Source organism: Kitasatospora arboriphila (assembly GCF_039528095.1).
Taxonomy (GTDB): domain Bacteria; phylum Actinomycetota; class Actinomycetes; order Streptomycetales; family Streptomycetaceae; genus Kitasatospora; species Kitasatospora arboriphila.
The window spans coordinates 16006-34347 of record NZ_BAAALD010000005.1; the positions used below are offsets into that span (position 1 = coordinate 16006).

Genomic DNA, 18342 nt, shown 5'->3' on the forward strand with positions numbered 1-18342 from the left:
GCACCACACTAACGGCTCCGCCTCGCGGGGGCGCCGCCGGTACAGGGGAAGGACGGGCACGGGGACGCGAAAGCGCCCCACCGACCGGTGGGGCGCCCGGCACTGCTGGGGGGTTCGGTTCGTCAGACCGCGCTCTTCTTGAGCCGACGGCGCTCGCGCTCGGAGAGACCGCCCCAGATGCCGAAGCGCTCGTCGTTGGCGAGGGCGTACTCCAGGCACTCGGAGCGAACCTCGCAGGCGAGGCAGACCTTCTTGGCCTCGCGGGTCGAGCCGCCCTTCTCGGGGAAGAAGGACTCCGGGTCGGTCTGGGCGCAGAGTGCGCGCTCCTGCCAGCCGAGTTCCTCTTCTTCGTCCTCTGCGATGCCGTCACCGATCAAAAGCTCAAAGAGCTCGCTCATCTGGCGCGCCTCCTCTGCCCCTCTTGGCGTCCCCGTGGTGTTGCCGTTGCCTGAGCGGCGGAACGACACGAGTGAAATTACAGTTGCGCCGCTCTGGCCCAGTCAAGCCGAGCTCTGGTATTGGGTCGAGGATTCACTCCCCGGAACCAAGCCGCTACCAATAGTGTACATATCCGGACAACCCGGACATTTGCCCTGGAGCAGACGTAACCGCCCAAAGGTATCCGGTATCTGACGTCCGGTCAGCACCGGCCGGCCCCGCCGAGGCGGTCCCGGCGATCGGGCCGGAACCTGCTCCCGATCAAGAAGACGCCCGCGGAGGCGGCCCGGTTGCCCGGGTACCGGGCTGCCTTCCCGGCGATCTTCGCATCGAAACCTAGAGGGTGATTTATCACTCCATCCGGTGGTTGGTGCATGATCCGTCCTGAATGTCCCGGAGATCGGGTTGACACCGGACCCACGGGTGAGGTCTCCTGTCCCCCATGTATCGGTTCGTCTCCCGCCCCGTCGGCCGCCAGGCCGCCCCGCGGGCTGCCTCGAACCAGCTCTGTTGTCGCCTCTGTTCCTGCTGTATCTAGGCGCACGCGTCCCACCGCGCGCCGCACACAGCCCGAACATCGAGGCCGCCCGCGCGACACGTCCCCGAACCACCGCGGATCGGCTCACCACCCGACCGACCCCGGCCGATCCGAGGACTCCCGTGCGAATGCCCCGCCTCCGCCCGCGCAACCGCGACCGCAAGAAGAACGCACTCGTCACCACCCGCACCGCCGTGCGCATCGCCGCCCCGCGGCACCCCTGGGCCGACGGCCTGAGCGACGTCTCCATCGCCGGCGACCCGCTCGCCTTCCCCCACCTCGCCCGCACCGACCTGCCGCGCCACCCGGCCGCCCCGGTCACCGTCGCCGACCGGGCCCGACTGGTGCGCGAGATCGCCGCCGACCGCGCCCGCTGGGAGCCGCTGGTCCGCTACGACGCGCTCACCCGCTGGTACGCCCGGCTGGAGACCGGCCCCGGCTACGAGGTCTGGCTGCTCAGCTGGCTGCCCGGCCAGAGCAGCGGGTTCCACGACCACGGCGACTCCGCCGGCGTGATGGCCGTCGTGCAGGGCGAACTCACCGAGCGGTCCCTGACCGCGGCCGGCGAGGGTACCCGGGTGCTGCGACCGGGCACGCAGCGGGTCTTCTCCGGCGGCTACCTGCACGAGATGGTCAACGCCGCGCTGGAGCCCGCCGTCTCCGTCCACCTCTACACGCCCGGCCTGGTCGAGATGAACCAGTACGGCGCCGCCGCCGTGCCGGAGCACCAGCCCGAACCGCGGTAGCCGCCCCGCCGGCTGGCAGGATGACCCCATGCGCATCGTGGCACTGGCTGGCGGAATCGGTGGGGCGCGCTTCCTGCGCGGACTGAAGGAGGCCGTCGCCCCCGGCGACGTGATCACCGTCATCGGCAACACCGGCGACGACATCCACCTCTTCGGACTCAAGGTCTGCCCGGACCTCGACACCGTGATGTACACCCTCGGCGGCGGGATCCACGAGGAACAGGGCTGGGGCCGGGCCGACGAGACCTGGTCCGTCAAGGAGGAGATGAAGGCGTACGGGGTCGGACCCGACTGGTTCGGGCTCGGCGACCGCGACTTCGCCACCCACATCGTCCGCACCCAGATGATCTCCGCCGGCTACCCGCTCAGCGCCGTCACCGAGGCGCTCTGCGACCGCTGGCAGCCGGGCGTGCGGCTGATCCCGATGAGCGACGACCGGGTCGAGACGCACGTGCGGATCACCGACGACCGGGGAACCCGGGCCGTGCACTTCCAGGAGTACTGGGTGCGGCTGCACGCCGAGGTCGCGGCCGAGGCGATCGTGCCGGTCGGCGCCGACACCGCGAAGCCCGCCCCCGGCGTCCTGGAGGCGATCGCCGAGGCCGACGTGATCCTCCTCCCGCCGTCCAACCCGGTGGTGTCCGTCGGCACGATCCTCGCCGTGCCCGGCATCCGGCGGGCGGTCGCCGACGCGGCCGCCCCGGTCGTCGGGCTCTCGCCGATCGTCGGCGGCGCCCCCGTCCGCGGCATGGCGGACAAGGTGCTGGCCGCCGTCGGCGTCGAGGCCGCGGCCGACGCCGTCGCCCTGCACTACGGCGCCGACCTGCTGGACGGATGGCTGGTGGACACCGCCGACGAGGCCGCCGTCGCCGCGGTCGAGGCCGCCGGCATCCGCTGCCGCGCCGTCCCGCTGATGATGACCGACGTGCCGGCGACCGCCGCGATGGCCCGCGCCGCGCTGGAGCTCGCCGCGGAGGTGCGGGCGTGAGCCTGGAGATCCTCCCGGTCACCGGCCTCCCGGAGATCGCACCCGGCGCCGACCTCGCCGAACTCCTCGCCAAGCACGGCAGCTTCGAGGACGGCGACATCCTGCTCGTCACCTCGAAGATCGTCAGCAAGGCCGAGGGCCGCGTCCTGCACGCCGCCGACCGGGAGGCCGCCATCGACGCCGAGACCGTCCGGGTGGTCGCCCGGCGGGGCCCGGCCCGGATCGTCGAGAACCGCAACGGCCTGGTGATGGCCGCCGCCGGCGTCGACGCCTCCAACACCCCGCCCGGCACCGTCCTGCTGCTGCCCGAGGACCCGGACGGCTCCGCCCGCGCCCTCCGCGAGCGGCTCCAGGAACTCACCGGCCGCCGGCTCGCCGTCCTCCTCACCGACACCTTCGGCCGCCCCTGGCGCACCGGCCTCACCGACGTCGCCATCGGCGCGGCCGGACTGCCCGTCCTGGACGACCACCGCGGCCGCACCGACGGCCACGGCAACCTGCTGCAGCTCACCGTCACCGCCACCGCCGACGAACTCGCCGCCGCGGGCGACCTGGTGAAGGGCAAGACCAGCGGCACCCCCGTCGCCGTGGTCCGCGGCCTCGGCCACCTCGTCACCGACGGGCACGGCGAGGGCGTCCGGCCGCTGATCCGGCCCGCCGCCGACGACATGTTCCGCCTCGGCACCTCCGAAGCACTGCGCCGGGCCGTCACCCTGCGGCGCACCGTCCGCAGCTTCACCGACGAACCGGTCGACCCGGCCGCCGTCCGGCGCGCGGTCGCCGCCGCGGTCACCGCCCCCGCACCGCACCACACCACCCCGTGGCGGTTCGTCCTGCTGGAGGACCCGCGGACCCGCACCGCCCTGCTGGACGCCATGCTGGCGGCCTGGCGGCGCGACCTGCGGGAGCTCGACGGCTGGGACGAGGAGCGGATCGCCCGGCGGACCGCCCGCGGGGACGTCCTGCGCAAGGCCCCCTACCTGGTGGTGCCCTGCCTCGTCATGGACGGCTCGCACAGCTACCCGGACGGGCGGCGCGCCGCGGCCGAACGGGAGATGTTCACGGTGGCGATCGGTGCGGCCGTGCAGAACCTGCTGGTCGCACTCACCGGCGAGGGGTACGGCACCGCCTGGGTGTCGTCCACGATGTTCTGCCGGGACACCGTCCGGGAGGTCCTCGACCTGCCCGGTGACTGGGACCCGATGGGCGCCGTCGCCGTCGGCCGCCCGGCGGAACCGCCGAAGGAACGGCCGGAACGGTCGGCGGAGCGGTTCCTGACGGTTCGGTGAAGCTCTCCTGCGGAGGGCAGCGCGGCGCATGGGGGCACCTCCCGGCCGAAGGCTGGGGAGAACTACGCAGTCCGAGGGTGGTGCTGCGTACTGATCAGGGCGACCCCGGTCAGCACAGCGCGCCGCACCCGGGTTGCGCAGTTCCCCGCGCCCCTGACTTGCCTGCCCCGACCCGCAGGACGGGCCCGCACCCGGGTTGCGCAGTTCCCCACGCGCCCCTGGGGTGGTCCCTCCGGCAGGTGGGGCTAGCGGTGGCGGTGGTCGTTGGGGGTGAGGCGGGGGCCGTAGCGGGGGGCGCGGGATCCGGTGAGGCCGATGAGCTGGCAGACGCGGTGGCGCTGCGGGCGGTAGGGCTCCAGCAGGTCGAGCATCTGGGCGTCGTCGCTCCGCGGCCGCCCGGCCAGCGCCCAGCCGACCGTGTTCGGCAGGTGGAAGTCGCCGACGGACACCGCGTCCGGGTCCCCGTTGGCGCGCTGCAGCGTCTCGGCCGCCGTCCACACCCCGATGCCGGGGACGGCGGTCAGCCGGGCGAAGGCCTGCTCGTGGTCGAAGCCTGACGCCTCCTCGAGGCGCGGTGCGAGGCGGGCGGCCCGGACGACGGTCGCGGACCGCTTCGGGTCGACCCCGGCGCGGTGCCACTCCCAGCTGGGGATCGTCGCCCAGTCGCGGGCGGACGGCGCCACCTGCAGGCCGTCCACCGGTCCGGGGGCCGCGGTGCCGAAGTCGTGCAGCAGCGTCCGCCAGGCGCGGTGGGCCTCCAGGGTGGTGACCTTCTGTTCCAGGACGGCCGGCACGAGCGAGTCCATGACCAGGCCCGTCCGGGCGAGGCGGACGCCGGGGTGGTTGCGCTGGGCCTCGCGCAGCGGGCCGGGCGGGAGGACGAGCGCGCCGGGGTCGTCGTCGGCGCCGAGCAGCCGGGGCAGTGCGTCGAGCAGCCAGTCCGCGCCGGGGCCCCAGGCCTGGGCCTCGATCTCGCCGGAGCGCGGGGTGATCCGCAGGGTGCCGGGGCCGGCCGGGGTGCGGGAGGCGCGCCAGACCGAGCCGTCGGGGGTGGTGCGGAAGGACGGGTCGGCGGGTCCGCGCCGGAGCGGGAAGAGGGTGCGGCCGAGGTCGAGCGGGTGGCCGGGGCGCCACCGCCGTACCGTGCCCGGCATCGCGCCTCGCTCCCTCTCGTCCTCGGTGCCCGCCGTGCCGCGCGGGCGCCTCGAACGATACGCCCGGCGGCCGGGCGCCCGGCACGGGCCGGAGCGACGGATCGGCCGGACCGGCCGCGGGGGCGGCGGGTCCGGCCGGTGGTCGGGTCCGGGGCGGTCGGGCTCACCGGCCCTGGAGGGTGGCCGCCCAGGCGCGGATGTCGCCGAGCCGGGCGTACAGCTCCTCGCCGGGGCACTCGGTGTTGAACGCGTCCCGGTGGCCGGAGATCGCGTTGAACTTCACCGAGGTGCCCTTCTTGTACTTGCTGCCGTCGGAGGCCGAGACGAGGGTCGCGGTGCCCTGGGCGTCCTTGCCGGTGAGGCCGAGCTTCCACGCGGCGATCTGCGAGATGCCGTCGATCTGGGCCTCCGGCGCCTCGTCGGTGACGTAGGTGCCGAGGGCGGCGACGCCGGCGGAGTTGGTGTTGAAGCCGAGGGTGTGCGCGCCGAGGACGGGTTCGGCGACGCCGCCGGCGCGGCCCTCGTAGATCGTGCCGCAGCGGTCGACCAGGAAGTTGTAGCCGATGTCCCGCCAGCCGAGGCTCTTCACGTGGTACTGGTAGATCGCCCGGATGACCTTCGGCGAGTCGCCGCAGCTGTAGTCGTTGGCGGTGTCGGTGTGGTGGACGAAGACCGCGCGGACGTCGCCGGTGTAGACGAAGCCGCTCTCCCGGATCGACTCGTCGGCGCCCCAGCCGGCCCGGGTGACGATGCCGGGGCGCGGGGCGGCACCGGCCGCGCGCGGGGCCGGCTCGGCGGGCCGCGGCTCGGGGGTGACGGCCGGATCGGCGCCGGGGTCGACGAGTTCGGCCCGTAACCCGGCCGGGAAGGGCCGACTGCCGGCCTTGACCCGGACGGCGACGCCGTTGCTCGGGCCGACCCAGAGCGGGGCGGTGGCGCCGCGTCCGGTGACTTCGTCCGGCCGGTCGTCCCGTTCCGCCGTGAGGTCGTGCCAGGCGCTCCACTCTCCGGTGGTCGCGCTGCGGGTGCGGACCTGCACGCCGCCGTCGAGGGTCTCCGACGGGTCGTCCCAGCTGACGCCCACCAGGGCGAAGGTGCCGGTGGTCCGCGGGCCGAGGTCGCGGAGGGTGTCGGGACCGCGGAGCCCGGAACCCTCCAGGGGGATGGTGGTGACGCCGCCCGCCGAGGGCCGCGCGTGCGCGGGCACGGCGGCGAGGGTCGTGAGCAGCAGGGTGGTCGTGGTGGCGGCCGCCGCGAGGGCGGCCCTTCGTTCAAGGCGCATAAATCGGATATTGACGGCAAAAAACCTCAGCCGCCACGCCGCTCGGCCGAGGTCGACGCCCCTGCCGGACGTCCATGAGGAGGCCGTAGGCTGGACCGCACCATGACTGCGCCCTTCGCTGCCGACGCCCGCATCCCCGCCGAGCTGCTGCACGCCTATCTGCGCCCCGGTGCCTCCGATGCCGACCCCTCCCGCCCTCTGATCACCTTCTACGACGACTCGACCGGTGAACGGGTCGAGCTCTCCGCGAAGACCTTCGGCAACTGGGTCGCCAAGACCGCCAACCTCCTCCAGGACGAGCTGAACGCGGGCCCCGACGACCGCGCCGCGCTGCTGCTGCCCGCGCACTGGCAGACCGCGGTCTGGCTGCTGGCCTGCTGGTCCGTCGGGGTGACCGCCGTGCCCGGCGGCGACCCCGGCTCCGCCGACCTGGTGATCAGCGGACCCGACGGCCTGGAGGCCGCCGAGGCCTGTTCCGGCGAACGGGTGGCGCTCGCCCTCCGTCCGCTGGGCGGCCGCTTCCCCCAGCGGCCGGACGGCTTCCTCGACTACGCCGCCGAGGTGCCCGGCCAGGGCGACCGGTTCGCACCGTACTCGCCCGTCCACCCGGACTCCCAGGCCCTGGAGACCCACATCGACGGCCTGCCGCTGAAACTGACCGGCGAACAGACCGTGCAGCTCGCCCGCGAGGGTGCGGCGCGCCTGGGCATCGGCCCCGGCGACCGGGTGCTGTCCACGCTGTCGTACGACGACTGGGCCGGGCTGGAGGCGGGGCTGCTGGCGCCGCTCGCCGCCGGCGCCTCGGTGGTGCTCTGCCGGAACTCCGAGGGGTTGACGGCGGATCAGTGGGAGAAGCGCATCGACGCCGAACGGGTGACGCTGCGCCTGGGCTGAACCCGAACGGCCGAACCCGGCCGACCGATCCACCCGGCGGGCCCGGCCCCGCCACGGAACGCCCGCGCACCGGCGGGCCCCTTCGGGGGCGTCCGAACGCGCGGGCGTTCCACCGTTTCTGACGGTTCACCGGACCGGGTCACATCCGTCCGATGCGGGCGGCCGGCCGTGCGGGCTCGTCTAGGGTTTCCCGGATGAACAGCGGACAGCGGCGTCCGGGCACCGCCCCGGACGCCTACTCCCGTGCGGCCGACCCGAGCGGTCCGCGGCCCGACGGCTCCCCGTACGTCCCGGCCCCCGGGAGCCGCCGGAGAGCCGGGGCCTCCGCCCTCGCCGAGGGCGGGCGGGCGGAGCGCCGCCGGGGCCTCCGGTCCGCCGAACGCGGCCGCCGCCTCGCCCGCTGGACGGGAATCACCGCCGCACTGGCCCTGGTCGCCGGCTGCGGCGGCGCGTACTTCGCGTTCCAGCACTTCAACGCCAACATCGCCTCGGTGGACGTGCACGTCGGCACCGAGTCCGAGCGGCCGCACGCCATCGAGGGCGCGGTCAACGTCCTGGTGATCGGCACCGACAGCCGGGTCGGCCTCGGCCGCGCCTACGGCGACGAGGGCAGCACCGGGCACGCCGACACCACCCTGCTGCTCCACGTCTCCCGGGACCGCACCAACGCCACCGTGCTGAGCATCCCCCGCGACCTGATGGTGCAGATCCCGGAGTGCCGCACCGGGGACCGGCGGATCCCCGGCAAGCGGCGGGCGATGTTCAACACCAGCCTCGGCGAGGACGGCCGCGACCCCGGCTGCACCTGGACGACGGTGGAGAAGCTGACCGGCATCCGCGTCGACCACTTCATGATGGTGAACTTCGAGGCGGTCAAGACGCTCTCGACGGCGGTCGGCGGCGTCGAGGTGTGCGCGGCCAAGAACATCGACGACCCGGACTCCCACCTGCGGATGACCAGGGGCCGCCATGTGGTGCAGGGCGAGGAGGCACTGGCCTTCGTCCGCACCCGGCACGCCGTCGGCCTGGGCGGCGACCTCACCCGCATCCCGCTGCAGCAGCAGTTCCTGAGCTCGATGATCCGCAAGATCAAGAGCACTGACACCCTGACCAGCCCCACCAAGCTCTGGCAGCTCGCGGACGCCGCCACCAAGGCGCTCACCGTCGACTCCGGGATCGACGACGTCCGGCGGCTCAAGGACCTCGCGCTGGAGCTCGGCAGGGTCGACGCCGGGCACATCACCTTCGCCACGGTGCCGGTACAGGACGACCCCCGGAACAAGGGCCGGCTCGCGCTGCGCCAGCCCGACGCCGCGCAGCTGTTCGCGCTCGTCGCGGCCGACCGCTCACTGGACCCCGCCGCCCCCACGGCACCCGCCGACGCGTCCGCGGTCGGGGCGGCCGGTGTCGCCGCGCGGTCCTCGGCCACGCCGGCCAGCCGGGCCTCCGGCCACCCGGGGCTCGGCCCGCTGCTCGACCCCTCCGAGGTCGAGGTGACCGTCCGCAACGGCAGCGGGGTCGGCCGGCAGGCCGGGCGGGCCACCGCGGAGCTCCAGGCCAAGGGCTTCAGCAAGGCCGCCGTCGGCGGCAACACCCAGGCCGCCGCCGCCAGTTCGATCGGCTACCCGGCAGGCCGGGCGGAGGAGGCGGCCGCGCTCGCCACCGCCCTCGGGCTGCCCACCGACTCCGTGCGACAGAGCGCGAAGCTGAGCCCCGAGGACGGCCTGGTCGTGGTGCTCGGCCGGGACTACGTCCCGCCGGCCGCCTCCGCGGGCCCGGCCGCGCCGGGCGCCGGCCCGTCGTCCCCGGCCTCCACCGTCCCGCTGCCGACCGCGCCGCCGGAGAACCTGCAGCGCGTCCGGGCCGACGACACCGATGTGTGCGCGAAGTAGCGGCCGCGGGACACTACGTCATTTTCCGTCCTGACACAGTCGGTTCTGTAACCTTTCGGCCGCGCGAAGCGTCCTGTCTGTAGACCGACCGGCCAGGGGGAGACCGGGCCGAGCCGGCACGGGGGCTTCCGTGCCGCGTGCCCGCCGGACGGTCCGGGATCGCCCCACCGGCCGGCCGGCCACCGGGGCAGGAGACTGGGCGGACCACATGACGAGCGTTGAGCCGATACCCGGTGGCCGGGCCGCCGCCCGGCGGGCCCGGCAGGACGGCGCGTCCCGGCGGCCGGGCGGCCGGCGCTGGCTGCGCGTCGTGGCCATCACCACCGGGGCCACCCTGGTGGTGGGATGCGGCGCGGGCTACCTGTACTACCGGCACCTCAACGGCAACATCCAGGCCGGTACCAAGAACCTGACGGACGAACAGGGCGCCCGCACCGCACCCGACTCCAAGGGCCGGACCCCGCTCAACATCCTGATGATCGGCACCGACAGCCGCGCCTCCTCCGAGAACGTGGCGCTCGGCGGCTCCGCCGACGAGGCGTCCCGCCCCGGCCTGGCCGACGTCCAGATGCTGCTGCACGTCTCCGCCGACCGCTCCAACGCCTCGATGATCAGCATCCCGCGCGACACCATGGTGACGATCCCGACCTGTCACGACGACAAGGGCACGACCTACAAGTCGACCACCCACACCCCGATCAACGAGGCTCTCGCCCGCGGCGGTCCGGGCTGCGTGGTCGGCACCTGGATCAACCTGACCGGCCTCGACATCGACCACTACATGATGGTCGACTTCAGCGGCGTGGTCCGGATGGCCGACGCCATCGGCGGCGTGCCCGTCTGCGTGGACCGCAACATGTGGGACCGCTACCAGCCCGGCCACGGCGGCACCGACCTCAAGCTGCCCAAGGGCACCAGCAAGGTCCAGGGCGAGAACGCGCTCAAGTGGCTGCGCACCCGCGACGCCTGGGGCTCCGACCTCGGCCGCACCAAGGCGCAGCACATGTACCTCAGCTCGATGATCCGCGAGCTGAAGTCCAGCGGGCGGCTCAGCGACCCCGGGCAGCTGATGTCGCTCGCCGAGGCCGCCACCAAGTCGCTGAGCGTCGACAAGGACATCGCCGACCTCAAGAAGCTCTACGACCTCGGCAACGAGCTGAAGCAGGTGCCCACCGAGCGGACGACGACGCTGACCGTTCCGGTGCTGCCCGACCCGAAGAACCCCGCGGCCAAGCTGATCCTCAAGCAGAACGACGTGCAGCAGATCTGGAAGATGCTGCTCGCCGACAAACCGCTGGACGACAAGGGCCCGGCCGCGTCCGCCTCACCGACCCCCGCCGCCGCGCCCTCGCCGACGGCCGGTGCCGACGCGCCCGCGAAGAGCACGATCGCGGTCACCGTCCAGAACGGCACCGGGGTCACCAACCGGGCCGGCGACGTCAAGAAGGCCCTGGTCGCGGCCGGGTTCACCAAGGCGGCGACGGCGCCCGGCGGCGGCACCCGGGACACCACCAAGCTCACCTACGGCGCGGGCCAGCAGGCCAAGGCCCAGGTGGTCGCCGCCGCGCTCGGCCTGCCGGCGAGCGCCCTGGCGGAGTCCGGCACGTCCACGACGCTGAGCCTGGTGATCGGCGCGGACTGGAAGAGCGGCACCGCCTTCACCGCCGCCCCCGCGCCCACCGCGCTGCCGACCACCGTCGAGGCGGAGACCTCGGACAACGACAAGGACTGCATGACGGTCGTCCCGCAGGGCAACCGCTACACCTACTGACGGACACTCAGGCGGACGGCCCGTCCACGCTCTCCGCGAGCGGGGACGGGCTCTCCGCGAGGGGGGACGGGCTCTCCGCGAGCGGGGACAGCAGGCCGTCCGCCTCGGCGTACCGCTCGCCGGTGCGTGGGCAGCGCCAGACGCCCTCGCCGGCCGGCTCCAACGGCTCGCCGGCCCGGCCCACCCACTTGATACGGCGGGCCGGCACCCCGGCCACCAGCGCGAAGTCGGGGACGTCCCGGTGCACCACCGCACCGGCCGCGACCAGGGCCCAGCGGCCCACCGTCACACCGGCGACCAGCACCGCGCGGCCGCCGATCGAGCAGCCGCGGCGGAGCGTCACCCCGCGGGCCTGCCAGTCGTCGCCGCGCTTCAGCCGCCCCTCGGGGTCGACCGAACGCGGATAGAGGTCGTTGGTGAGCACCGCCGCCGGGCCGACGAAGACGCCGTCCTCGACCACCGCGGGCTCGTAGACCAAGGCGTGGTTCTGCAGCTTCACCCGGTCGCCCAGGTGCACGCCGGGGCCGACGTAGGCGCCCCGGCCGATGATGCACTCGGCACCGATCTCGGCGTGCTCGCGGACCTGCGCGAGGTGCCACACCGTGCTGCCGGGGCCGATCACGGCCCGCTCGTCGACGTCGGCCGTCGGCTCGATCCGGACGTCCGCGCGCCCGCCGGTGCCGTCCGCCGCCCCCTCGGTGATCCCCATGGCGCCGAAGATAGCGGCGGCGGGCCCGGCGGGGAGGCGTTTTCGCCCCGGCCCCGGGGTGCCGGGCGGGCCGCGGTACGGCGGCCGGCCCGGCGGGGGCGGGTCAGGCGTTCTCGGTGCGCGGGGCCATCGGCTCGGGGCGCTTGCTGGCGATCACCCGGCGGGCGAGGCTGCGCGGCGAGGTGAGGAAGCCGAAGCCCCAGCTCATGTGCATGGTCGCGAGCGCCACCGGCAGCTGGAGCCGGGCCTTCGCGGACAGCCCGCGGCCCTCGCGGACCGAACCGGCGAGGATGCCCAGCACGTAACCGCCCGGGACGACCAGGAACACCGGGTGGACGGCCGCGCCCAGCACCAGACCGGCCAGGCAGGCGAGCAGGGCCGCCGGCGGGGCCAGGTAGCGCAGGTTCACCGAGCCGCGGTGGTAGCGGGTCACCACCCGGCGCCAACGGCCGTAGTCCTTGTACTGCTTGGCGAGCGCCCGCACGCTGGGCCGCGGCCGGTAGGTCACCTTCAGCTGCGGGGTGAACCAGATCAGGCCGTCGTCCTGGCGGATGCGGTAGTTCAGCTCCCAGTCCTGGGCGCGGATGAACTCCTCGTTGTAGCCGCCCTGCTGCTCCAGCACCTCGCGGCGGAAGACCCCGAGGTAGACCGTCTCGGCCGGGCCGGCCAGGCCGCCGGTGTGGAAGGCCGCATTGCCGACGCCGATCTTGGAGGTCATGGCGGCGGCGACCGCCTTCTCCCACTCGGTCTCGCCCTCGGCGTGCATGATGCCGCCGACGTTGGCGGCGTCCATCTCGCCGAGCAGCCGGACGGCGGTCGCGATGTAGCCCGGCGTCAGCAGACCGTGTCCGTCGACCCGTACCACGATCGGGTGGCGCGAGCCGCGGATCGCGGCGTTCAGCGCGGCCGGGGTGCGGCCGGTGGGGTTGGGCACCGTCTTGACCCGCGGGTCCTCGGCGACCAGCTCGGCGGCGATCTCGTCCGTCCGGTCGGTGGACGGGCCGAGCGCGATCACCACCTCCAGATCACCGGCGTACTCCTGTTCCAGGATGTGCCGGACGGCGGTGCGCAGGTGTCGTTCCTCGTTGAGCACCGGCATGATCACGGAGACCGCCGGCAGCTCCTCAGCAGCCTTGGTGTTCATCGCGCCCACCGTACCGGCGCTGCCCGGGTGGTGTCAGGCGAGGGTCCTCCGGCCGCCCCGACGGGGTCCCGCCGGGGCCCGGCAGGTGCCCGACGGATGCCCGGATCCGCCGGGTGGAACGTTTCGCCGGGGCGGGTGACGGGCGGCGTGCCGTGGCACGGACGACCTTGCCGCGGGCCTACCATCCCGAAGATGCCCACCTCGCGCCGTCCCGGACCGCCGCCGCCCCGCCGCGCGCACGGGCACCCCGGCGGCCAGGGCGGCGCAGCCCGCGGGAACACGGGCCGGAACGGGGCGGGTCAGAACGGGGCGGGCCGCGGTGGTGCTGGTCGCGGTGGTGCTGGTCGGGGCGGTACCGGGCGGGACAGCACCGGGCGGCAGGACCGGGGGCGGGTCGGCGGTGCGGGGCTCGGGGGTGCGGGGCTCGGGGGTGCGGGTGGACGTGGCGGGGCCGACGGCGGACGCGGCGGGCCCCGGGGCGGCGCGCACGGCGGTTCCGCTCCCCCACCGGCCGCCGGTCGGCGGCGGAGCGGCGGGTTACGCCGCTGGGGCCGCTGGGCCACCGTGGGCCTCTCACTGGCCGTGCTGGCCACCTCCTGCGGCGGCTGGGTGGTGCTGCACGGCCTGGGTGACGCGATCCAGCGGGTCGACGCCATCGGCGGCGGCTCCGACCGGCCCGCCGACGAAGGGCTCACCACCTTCCTGGTGGCCGGGACGGACGAGCGCGAGGGCATCCCGGAGAGCACCCTCAAGAACGTGCTGCACGCGGGCGGCGAGTCCTGCCACTGCACCGACACCCTGATGGTGGTGCAGCTCGCCGGGAACGGCGGCCGGGCCACCGTGGTCAGCATCCCCCGCGACTCCTACGTGGAGATCCCGGCCCACCAGGACCCGGCCACCCACCGCCAGGTCCCCGCCGCCAAGGGCAAGATCAACGCGGCGTACGGGATGGGCGGCGCCCCGCTGACCGTCCGCACCGTCGAGCAGGCCACCGGCCTGCGGATCGACCACTACCTGCAGATCAACTTCCTCGGTTTCGTCAGCGCGGTGGACGCGCTCGGCGGGGTCGAGGTGTGCACCGCCAAGCCCCTCAAGGACCCGTACTCGGGACTGGACCTGCCGGCCGGCACCAGCCGGCTGGACGGGGCGGGCGCCCTCAAGTACGTCCGGGCCCGGCACGTCGACGGCAGCTCCGACCTCGGGCGGATGCACCGGCAGCAGCGGTTCGTCGCCCAGCTGCTGCGGCAGGCCACCGCGCAGGACGTGATGCTCGACCCGGCCCGGCTCGGCACGGTGCTCGGCAGTGCGCTGAAGGCGGTCAAGGCCGACAAGGGGCTCTCCACCTCGGCCCTGCTCGACTTCGCGAGCCGGCTCAAGGACCTCTCCGCGGCCTCCGCCGACTTCGCGACCGTGCCGGTGTCCGACGTCGACCACCAGGTCCCCGGGTGGGGGTCGACGGTGCTGTGGGACGCCAAGGCCGCGAAGGCGCTGTTCGACACCGTCCGGCAGGGGAAGCCGCTGACCGGGCACGCCGCGCCGGCGCCCTCCGCCTCCCCCGTCGCGGCGACCGAGGCGCCCGCCGCGGCCGGGACCGTCCCGGCCGGACAGATCCGGGTCCAGGTGCTGAACGGCACCGGCCTCACCGGCCTCGGGTTCCGGGTCGACGAGGAGCTGCGCCGGGCGGGGTTCGCCACCACCGGCACCCCCTCCAACGCGGACACGGTGACCACGCGCACGGCCGTCCGCTACGACCCGCGCTGGGACGAGTCGGCGAAGACCCTCGCGGCCGCCCTGCCGGGTGCCGAACTCGTTCCCGTCCCGGGCCTGGGGGCGACCCTGCAGGTCGTGGTGGGCGGCGACTACCGCGGACCGGCCTCCCCTTCCGGCGCACCCTCCGCCCCGGGTCCCGCGGCGGCCCCGGCCTCGCCGTCGACGTCGGCACCCTCGTCGGCCTCGCCCGGGCCCGCGGTGGCGGCGGAGACGGGCAGCGAGATCAGCTGCGGCTGAGCGGCGGTGCGGGCGGGCACTCAGGCGCGTCGTGCGTGTCGGACGCCGAGACGCACCGGGTGATCAGGGGTGTCACAGGAAGCGGCAGCCCAGCGTGACCAGCACCAGGACGGCGAGCGAGAGCCGGTTCAGCAGCAGCTGCGGGCGGCCGACGGCCGAGGCCGGCAGGACCTCGGCCGGGCGGCGCTGCGGGGAGCGGGCCGACGCGGAGACCACGTCGGCCATGAAGACCGCGAAGCCGCCGGGGTTGAGGCGCACACCGTCCACCCGGGTCGACCAGTTGCGGACGGACACCTGCCGGCCGTCCGTGAACCGCACGGTCAACGTGCTCCCGCGGGCCGACGCGTCCTTCACCTCGTCCCAGCTCCAGCGGCGTGCCCGCAGGGCCGAGGTCAGCACCAGGCCGTCGCGGTCCTGGCCGATCTGCCAGGTGAAGTCCTGGAGAAGGCGAGCAGCGCCATGAGCGCTCCGCCCAGCGGGACCACCAGCCCGCCCCACCAGCCGGGGCGGGTGGCATCGGCGGCATAGAGGGTCGACATCACTCCGACGACCGGGCCCACGGCCCAGCGGGCCACCAGCGGCATGCCGACCACCCGGGCCGGCTCGCGCCGACCGTCCGCGGGCGTCTCCTCGCCGGACGCGGCCGCGCTGCCGGCGGCCCGGGCTCCGGCAGCCGGGGCAGCGGTGGTGGCGGCAGCCGGGTCTACCGCGGGAGACGTCTCTGACATGCGGCGATGATGGCAGGGGCCGCTGTGGTGGCCGCGGGCAGGGACCGCCCGAGGGCGCGGCGGCACGGCGCGCCGCATGCACCGAAGGGGATGCCGGTGGGAACGCCGAAGGGGCCGGGCGCTCGGCCCGGCCCCTTCGGTTCCGCGGATGTACCGCGGGCCCCCGTCGGTGGTGCGGTCAGTCGGTGGCGATGGCCGCCAGGATGTTCATCCGTCCCGCCCGGAAGGCCGGGAGGAGGGCGGCGAGGAGGCCGACCACCGCCGAGGCGACCAGGATGCCGACGATGGTGCCGACCGGGACGGTCAGGATGTCCAGGCCCTGGCCGGCGAGCACCTCGCGGGAGGTGATGCCCCAGGCGAGGCCGAGGCCGGTGCCGAGCAGCGCGCCGAACACCGCGATCACCACGGACTCCAGACGGACCATCCGGCGCAGCTGACGGCGGGACAGGCCGATCGCCCGCAGCAGGCCGATCTCGCGGGTCCGCTCGACCACCGAGAGGGCGAGCGTGTTGACCACGCCGAGGACGGCGACCACGATCGCGAGGCCGAGCAGGCCGTAGACCATGTAGAGCAGCTGGTTGACCTGCTGCTGGATCAGGTCCTTGTAGCCGGCCTGGTCGCGGACGCTGATCTGCGGGTAGGCCTCCAGGGACTTCTGCAGGGCGGTCAGGGTCTGGCCGGGGTCGGCGCCGGGCGCGGCCTTGCCGTACAGCTGGATGCTGGCGGGCAGGTCCTTCTCGGGGACGACCTTGGTGACCGTGTCGGTGTTGACGATGTAGGCACCGGAGAACAGCGACTCGCCGGAGTCGATGATCTGGCCGACCGGCAGCGACTGGGTGCGACCGCGGCCGTAGTCGACCTTGACCGAGTCACCGATCTTGACCTTGTGCTGGGTGGCCCAGTCCTGGGGGACGGCGATGCCTCCGTCGAAGGCGGCGGTGATGCTGCCGGCGGTGGACTTGAGGCGGAAGTCCTCGGCGAACGTCCGGGTGGCGGCGACCAGCTTGGTCTCGGTGCCGGCGCCGTCCGGGGCGGTGACCTTAGCGGGCACCTCCTTGGCCTCGGTGAGGTGGGCGAGGCCCGGGGTCGCCTTGGCGGCGGTGACCATGGCCGGGGTCAGGGTGGTGCCGGGCCCCTGGCCGGCGACGATGTAGTCGGCGCCGACCGACTTGTCGATCTGGGCGTTGGCCGAGCTGACCATCGAGGAGGTCACCACGGAGGCACCGGTGACCAGGGCGAGACCGATCATCAGGGCGGCGGCGGTGGCGCCGGTGCGACGCGGGTTGCGCATCGCGTTGCGCTGGGCGAGCTTGCCGGACGGGCCGAACAGGGCCGGCAGGAAGGCGCCCAGCACTCGGATGATGCCGGTGGCGAGCAGCGGGCCGATGACCACGAAGCCGATCAGGCTGAGCAGCACGCCGAGGCCGAGCCACTGGCCGCCGGTGGCGGCCTTGTCGGCGCTCGCGGCGGCGGCCAGGCTCGCCGCGCCGAGGCCGGTGACGACCAGGCCGACGACGATGCGGATCCGGTTGGCGGAGGCCTCGGCCGGGGTGCCGTGGTCGCGCAGGGCGGCCATCGGGGAGATCCGGGCGGCGCGGCGGGCCGGGAACCAGGCGGCGAGCAGGGTGATCAGCACGCCGACCGCGTAGGAGGCGGCCGGGACCGTCCAGGTGATGTCCAGCGAGGAGGCGTCGAGGTTCATCCCGACGGCCTTCATCAGCTGGATCAGCAGGGTGGCGAGGCCGAGACCGGCGGCGAGGCCGATGGTGGAGCCGAGCACGCCGAGGATCAGCGCCTCGACCATCACCGAGCGGTTGACCTGCTTGCGGCTGCCGCCGATGGCGCGCAGCAGGCCGATCTCGCGGGTGCGCTGGGCGACCAGCATGGAGAAGGTGTTGATGATCAGGAAGCCGCCGACCAGCAGGGAGATGCCGGCGAAGCCGAGCATGGCGTACTTCATGAAGTTGAGGAAGGAGCCGACGCCCTTGTTGTTCTCGGCCTTCTGCTCGGCGGCCGTCTTGGCCTCGTAGCCGGTGCCGAGGGCGGTGAGGGCCTGCTGCTTGAGCTGGTCGTCGGTGCGGCTGCCGTCGCCGAAGACCTCGACGGTGGTGTAGGCGGTGGTGCCGAGGAGGTCCTGCTGGGCGGTGGGGGTGTCCATGAAGGCCAGCGCCGCACCGGGGTTGGTCGTCCGGAAGGTGACGATGCCGGAGATGGTGAAGTCGTAGTTGCCGCTGCGGGTGATGACGCGCAGTTGGCTGCCGAGCTTGAGGCCGGCCTTCTTGGCGGTGTCGGCGTCGAGCATGATCTGGCCGGCGCCCTTGGGGGCGCTGCCGGAGGTGATGTCGACGGAGTTGCGCGGGGTGTCGACCCAGTTGCCGGTGAGCGTGGGCGCGCCGGAGGTCGGGCCGACCGACTTGTTGGTGGCCGGGTCGACCAGGGTGGCGCTCTGGACGAAGACCTGGCCGAGGGCGGTCTTCACGCCGGGCAGGCCGGCGAGCTTCTGCACCGTGTCGACGGGGACGGTGGCGGGCGCGCCGCCGTCCTGCTCGCCGGCGGTGAGCTTGTCCTTGGCCTGGCCGACGGACAGGTCGGAGGCGGTGGAGGCGAAGAGCCGGTCGAAGGTGCCGGTGGCGGTGTTGGAGAAGACGAGCGTGCCGGACACGAAGGCCACGGACAGCACGACGGCGATCAGTGAGAGGACCATTCGCCCCTTGTGGGCGAAGAAGCTCCGTAGTGAGGTCTTGAGCAGCATCGGTGCGTCC

Annotated in this window: 15 protein-coding genes; 7 read left to right on the forward strand and 8 right to left on the reverse strand. The window is 74.1% G+C overall.

All coding sequences use genetic code 11. The features are described from left to right. Nucleotides 1-122 precede the first annotated feature (122 nt). Entirely contained in the window at nucleotides 123-398 is a 276-nt protein-coding gene (locus tag ABD353_RS04055) for a WhiB family transcriptional regulator (protein ID WP_030276170.1), read from the reverse strand. 706 nt (nucleotides 399-1104) lie between these two features. On the opposite strand from ABD353_RS04055, the gene ABD353_RS04060 reads away from it, so the two are divergent. The 3 genes from ABD353_RS04060 to ABD353_RS04070 are packed head-to-tail and all read left to right on the forward strand — an operon-like array spanning nucleotide 1105 to nucleotide 3999. After that, a complete protein-coding gene (locus ABD353_RS04060; RefSeq protein WP_344622058.1) occupies nucleotides 1105-1722 on the forward strand; it encodes a cysteine dioxygenase in 618 nt (205 codons plus the stop codon). A gap of 28 nt (nucleotides 1723-1750) precedes the next feature. Beyond that, nucleotides 1751-2710 (forward strand): 2-phospho-L-lactate transferase, encoded by a 960-nt coding sequence (gene cofD, locus ABD353_RS04065; RefSeq protein ID WP_344622059.1) that lies wholly within the window; start codon nucleotides 1751-1753, stop codon nucleotides 2708-2710. Beyond that, nucleotides 2707-3999 (forward strand): coenzyme F420-0:L-glutamate ligase, encoded by a 1293-nt coding sequence (locus ABD353_RS04070; protein ID WP_344622060.1) that lies wholly within the window; start codon nucleotides 2707-2709, stop codon nucleotides 3997-3999. The genes cofD and ABD353_RS04070 overlap by 4 nt, the downstream gene beginning before the upstream one ends. 245 nt (nucleotides 4000-4244) lie before the next feature. On the opposite strand, the gene ABD353_RS04075 is transcribed toward ABD353_RS04070, so the two are convergent. Then, a complete protein-coding gene (locus tag ABD353_RS04075) occupies nucleotides 4245-5153 on the reverse strand; it encodes a DNA-3-methyladenine glycosylase family protein (RefSeq protein ID WP_344622061.1) in 909 nt (302 codons plus the stop codon). A gap of 163 nt (nucleotides 5154-5316) precedes the next feature. Next, nucleotides 5317-6435, reverse strand: a complete 1119-nt coding sequence (locus tag ABD353_RS04080; protein WP_344622062.1) for a peptidoglycan recognition protein family protein — start codon at nucleotides 6433-6435, stop codon at nucleotides 5317-5319. 102 nt (nucleotides 6436-6537) lie between these two features. On the opposite strand from ABD353_RS04080, the gene ABD353_RS04085 reads away from it, so the two are divergent. From ABD353_RS04085 to ABD353_RS04095, 3 genes are all read left to right on the forward strand, one after another. Next, entirely contained in the window at nucleotides 6538-7329 is a 792-nt protein-coding gene (locus ABD353_RS04085) for a TIGR03089 family protein (protein ID WP_344622063.1), read from the forward strand. 194 nt (nucleotides 7330-7523) lie between these two features. Next, entirely contained in the window at nucleotides 7524-9221 is a 1698-nt protein-coding gene (locus tag ABD353_RS04090) for an LCP family protein (protein WP_344622064.1), read from the forward strand. A 208-nt stretch (nucleotides 9222-9429) separates the two neighbouring features. Then, the gene (locus ABD353_RS04095) at nucleotides 9430-10992 is read left to right on the forward strand and encodes an LCP family protein (RefSeq protein WP_344622065.1); all 1563 of its coding nucleotides are present in this window, start codon (nucleotides 9430-9432) and stop codon (nucleotides 10990-10992) included. Nucleotides 10993-10999: 7 nt separating this feature from the next. Here ABD353_RS04095 and ABD353_RS04100 read toward each other — a convergent pair whose 3' ends face one another. Further along, on the reverse strand, nucleotides 11000-11701 hold the full coding sequence (locus ABD353_RS04100) for an acyltransferase (protein ID WP_344622066.1): 702 nt from the start codon (nucleotides 11699-11701) through the stop codon (nucleotides 11000-11002). 103 nt (nucleotides 11702-11804) lie between these two features. Further along, the gene (locus ABD353_RS04105; RefSeq protein ID WP_344622067.1) at nucleotides 11805-12845 is read right to left on the reverse strand and encodes a glycosyltransferase family 2 protein; all 1041 of its coding nucleotides are present in this window, start codon (nucleotides 12843-12845) and stop codon (nucleotides 11805-11807) included. A 564-nt stretch (nucleotides 12846-13409) separates the two neighbouring features. On the opposite strand from ABD353_RS04105, the gene ABD353_RS04110 reads away from it, so the two are divergent. Further along, on the forward strand, nucleotides 13410-14852 hold the full coding sequence (locus ABD353_RS04110) for an LCP family protein (protein ID WP_344622068.1): 1443 nt from the start codon (nucleotides 13410-13412) through the stop codon (nucleotides 14850-14852). 72 nt (nucleotides 14853-14924) lie between these two features. On the opposite strand, the gene ABD353_RS04115 is transcribed toward ABD353_RS04110, so the two are convergent. From ABD353_RS04115 to ABD353_RS04125, 3 genes are all read right to left on the reverse strand, one after another. Continuing rightward, complete coding sequence (locus ABD353_RS04115; protein ID WP_344622069.1) at nucleotides 14925-15251, reverse strand: hypothetical protein; 327 nt, start codon at nucleotides 15249-15251, stop codon at nucleotides 14925-14927. Continuing rightward, on the reverse strand, nucleotides 15245-15580 hold the full coding sequence (locus ABD353_RS04120; RefSeq protein WP_344622070.1) for a hypothetical protein: 336 nt from the start codon (nucleotides 15578-15580) through the stop codon (nucleotides 15245-15247). The genes ABD353_RS04115 and ABD353_RS04120 overlap by 7 nt, the downstream gene beginning before the upstream one ends. A 178-nt stretch (nucleotides 15581-15758) precedes the next feature. Continuing rightward, nucleotides 15759-18332, reverse strand: a complete 2574-nt coding sequence (locus ABD353_RS04125; protein WP_344622071.1) for an ABC transporter permease — start codon at nucleotides 18330-18332, stop codon at nucleotides 15759-15761. Nucleotides 18333-18342: the final 10 nt, after the last annotated feature.

Bases quoted from the DNA above. Each gene is read 5' to 3' on its own strand.
- ABD353_RS04120 (WP_344622070.1), bottom strand. From the start codon at position 15,580: ATGTCAGAGACGTCTCCCGCGGTAGACCCGGCTGCCGCCACCACCGCT.
- ABD353_RS04090 (WP_344622064.1), top strand. From the start codon at position 7,524: ATGAACAGCGGACAGCGGCGTCCGGGCACCGCCCCGGACGCCTACTCC.
- ABD353_RS04095 (WP_344622065.1), top strand. From the start codon at position 9,430: ATGACGAGCGTTGAGCCGATACCCGGTGGCCGGGCCGCCGCCCGGCGG.
- ABD353_RS04080 (WP_344622062.1), bottom strand. From the start codon at position 6,435: ATGCGCCTTGAACGAAGGGCCGCCCTCGCGGCGGCCGCCACCACGACC.
- ABD353_RS04085 (WP_344622063.1), top strand. From the start codon at position 6,538: ATGACTGCGCCCTTCGCTGCCGACGCCCGCATCCCCGCCGAGCTGCTG.
- ABD353_RS04055 (WP_030276170.1), bottom strand. From the start codon at position 398: ATGAGCGAGCTCTTTGAGCTTTTGATCGGTGACGGCATCGCAGAGGAC.
- ABD353_RS04060 (WP_344622058.1), top strand. From the start codon at position 1,105: ATGCCCCGCCTCCGCCCGCGCAACCGCGACCGCAAGAAGAACGCACTC.
- ABD353_RS04105 (WP_344622067.1), bottom strand. From the start codon at position 12,845: ATGAACACCAAGGCTGCTGAGGAGCTGCCGGCGGTCTCCGTGATCATG.
- ABD353_RS04125 (WP_344622071.1), bottom strand. From the start codon at position 18,332: ATGCTGCTCAAGACCTCACTACGGAGCTTCTTCGCCCACAAGGGGCGA.
- cofD (WP_344622059.1), top strand. From the start codon at position 1,751: ATGCGCATCGTGGCACTGGCTGGCGGAATCGGTGGGGCGCGCTTCCTG.
- ABD353_RS04075 (WP_344622061.1), bottom strand. From the start codon at position 5,153: ATGCCGGGCACGGTACGGCGGTGGCGCCCCGGCCACCCGCTCGACCTC.
- ABD353_RS04100 (WP_344622066.1), bottom strand. From the start codon at position 11,701: ATGGGGATCACCGAGGGGGCGGCGGACGGCACCGGCGGGCGCGCGGAC.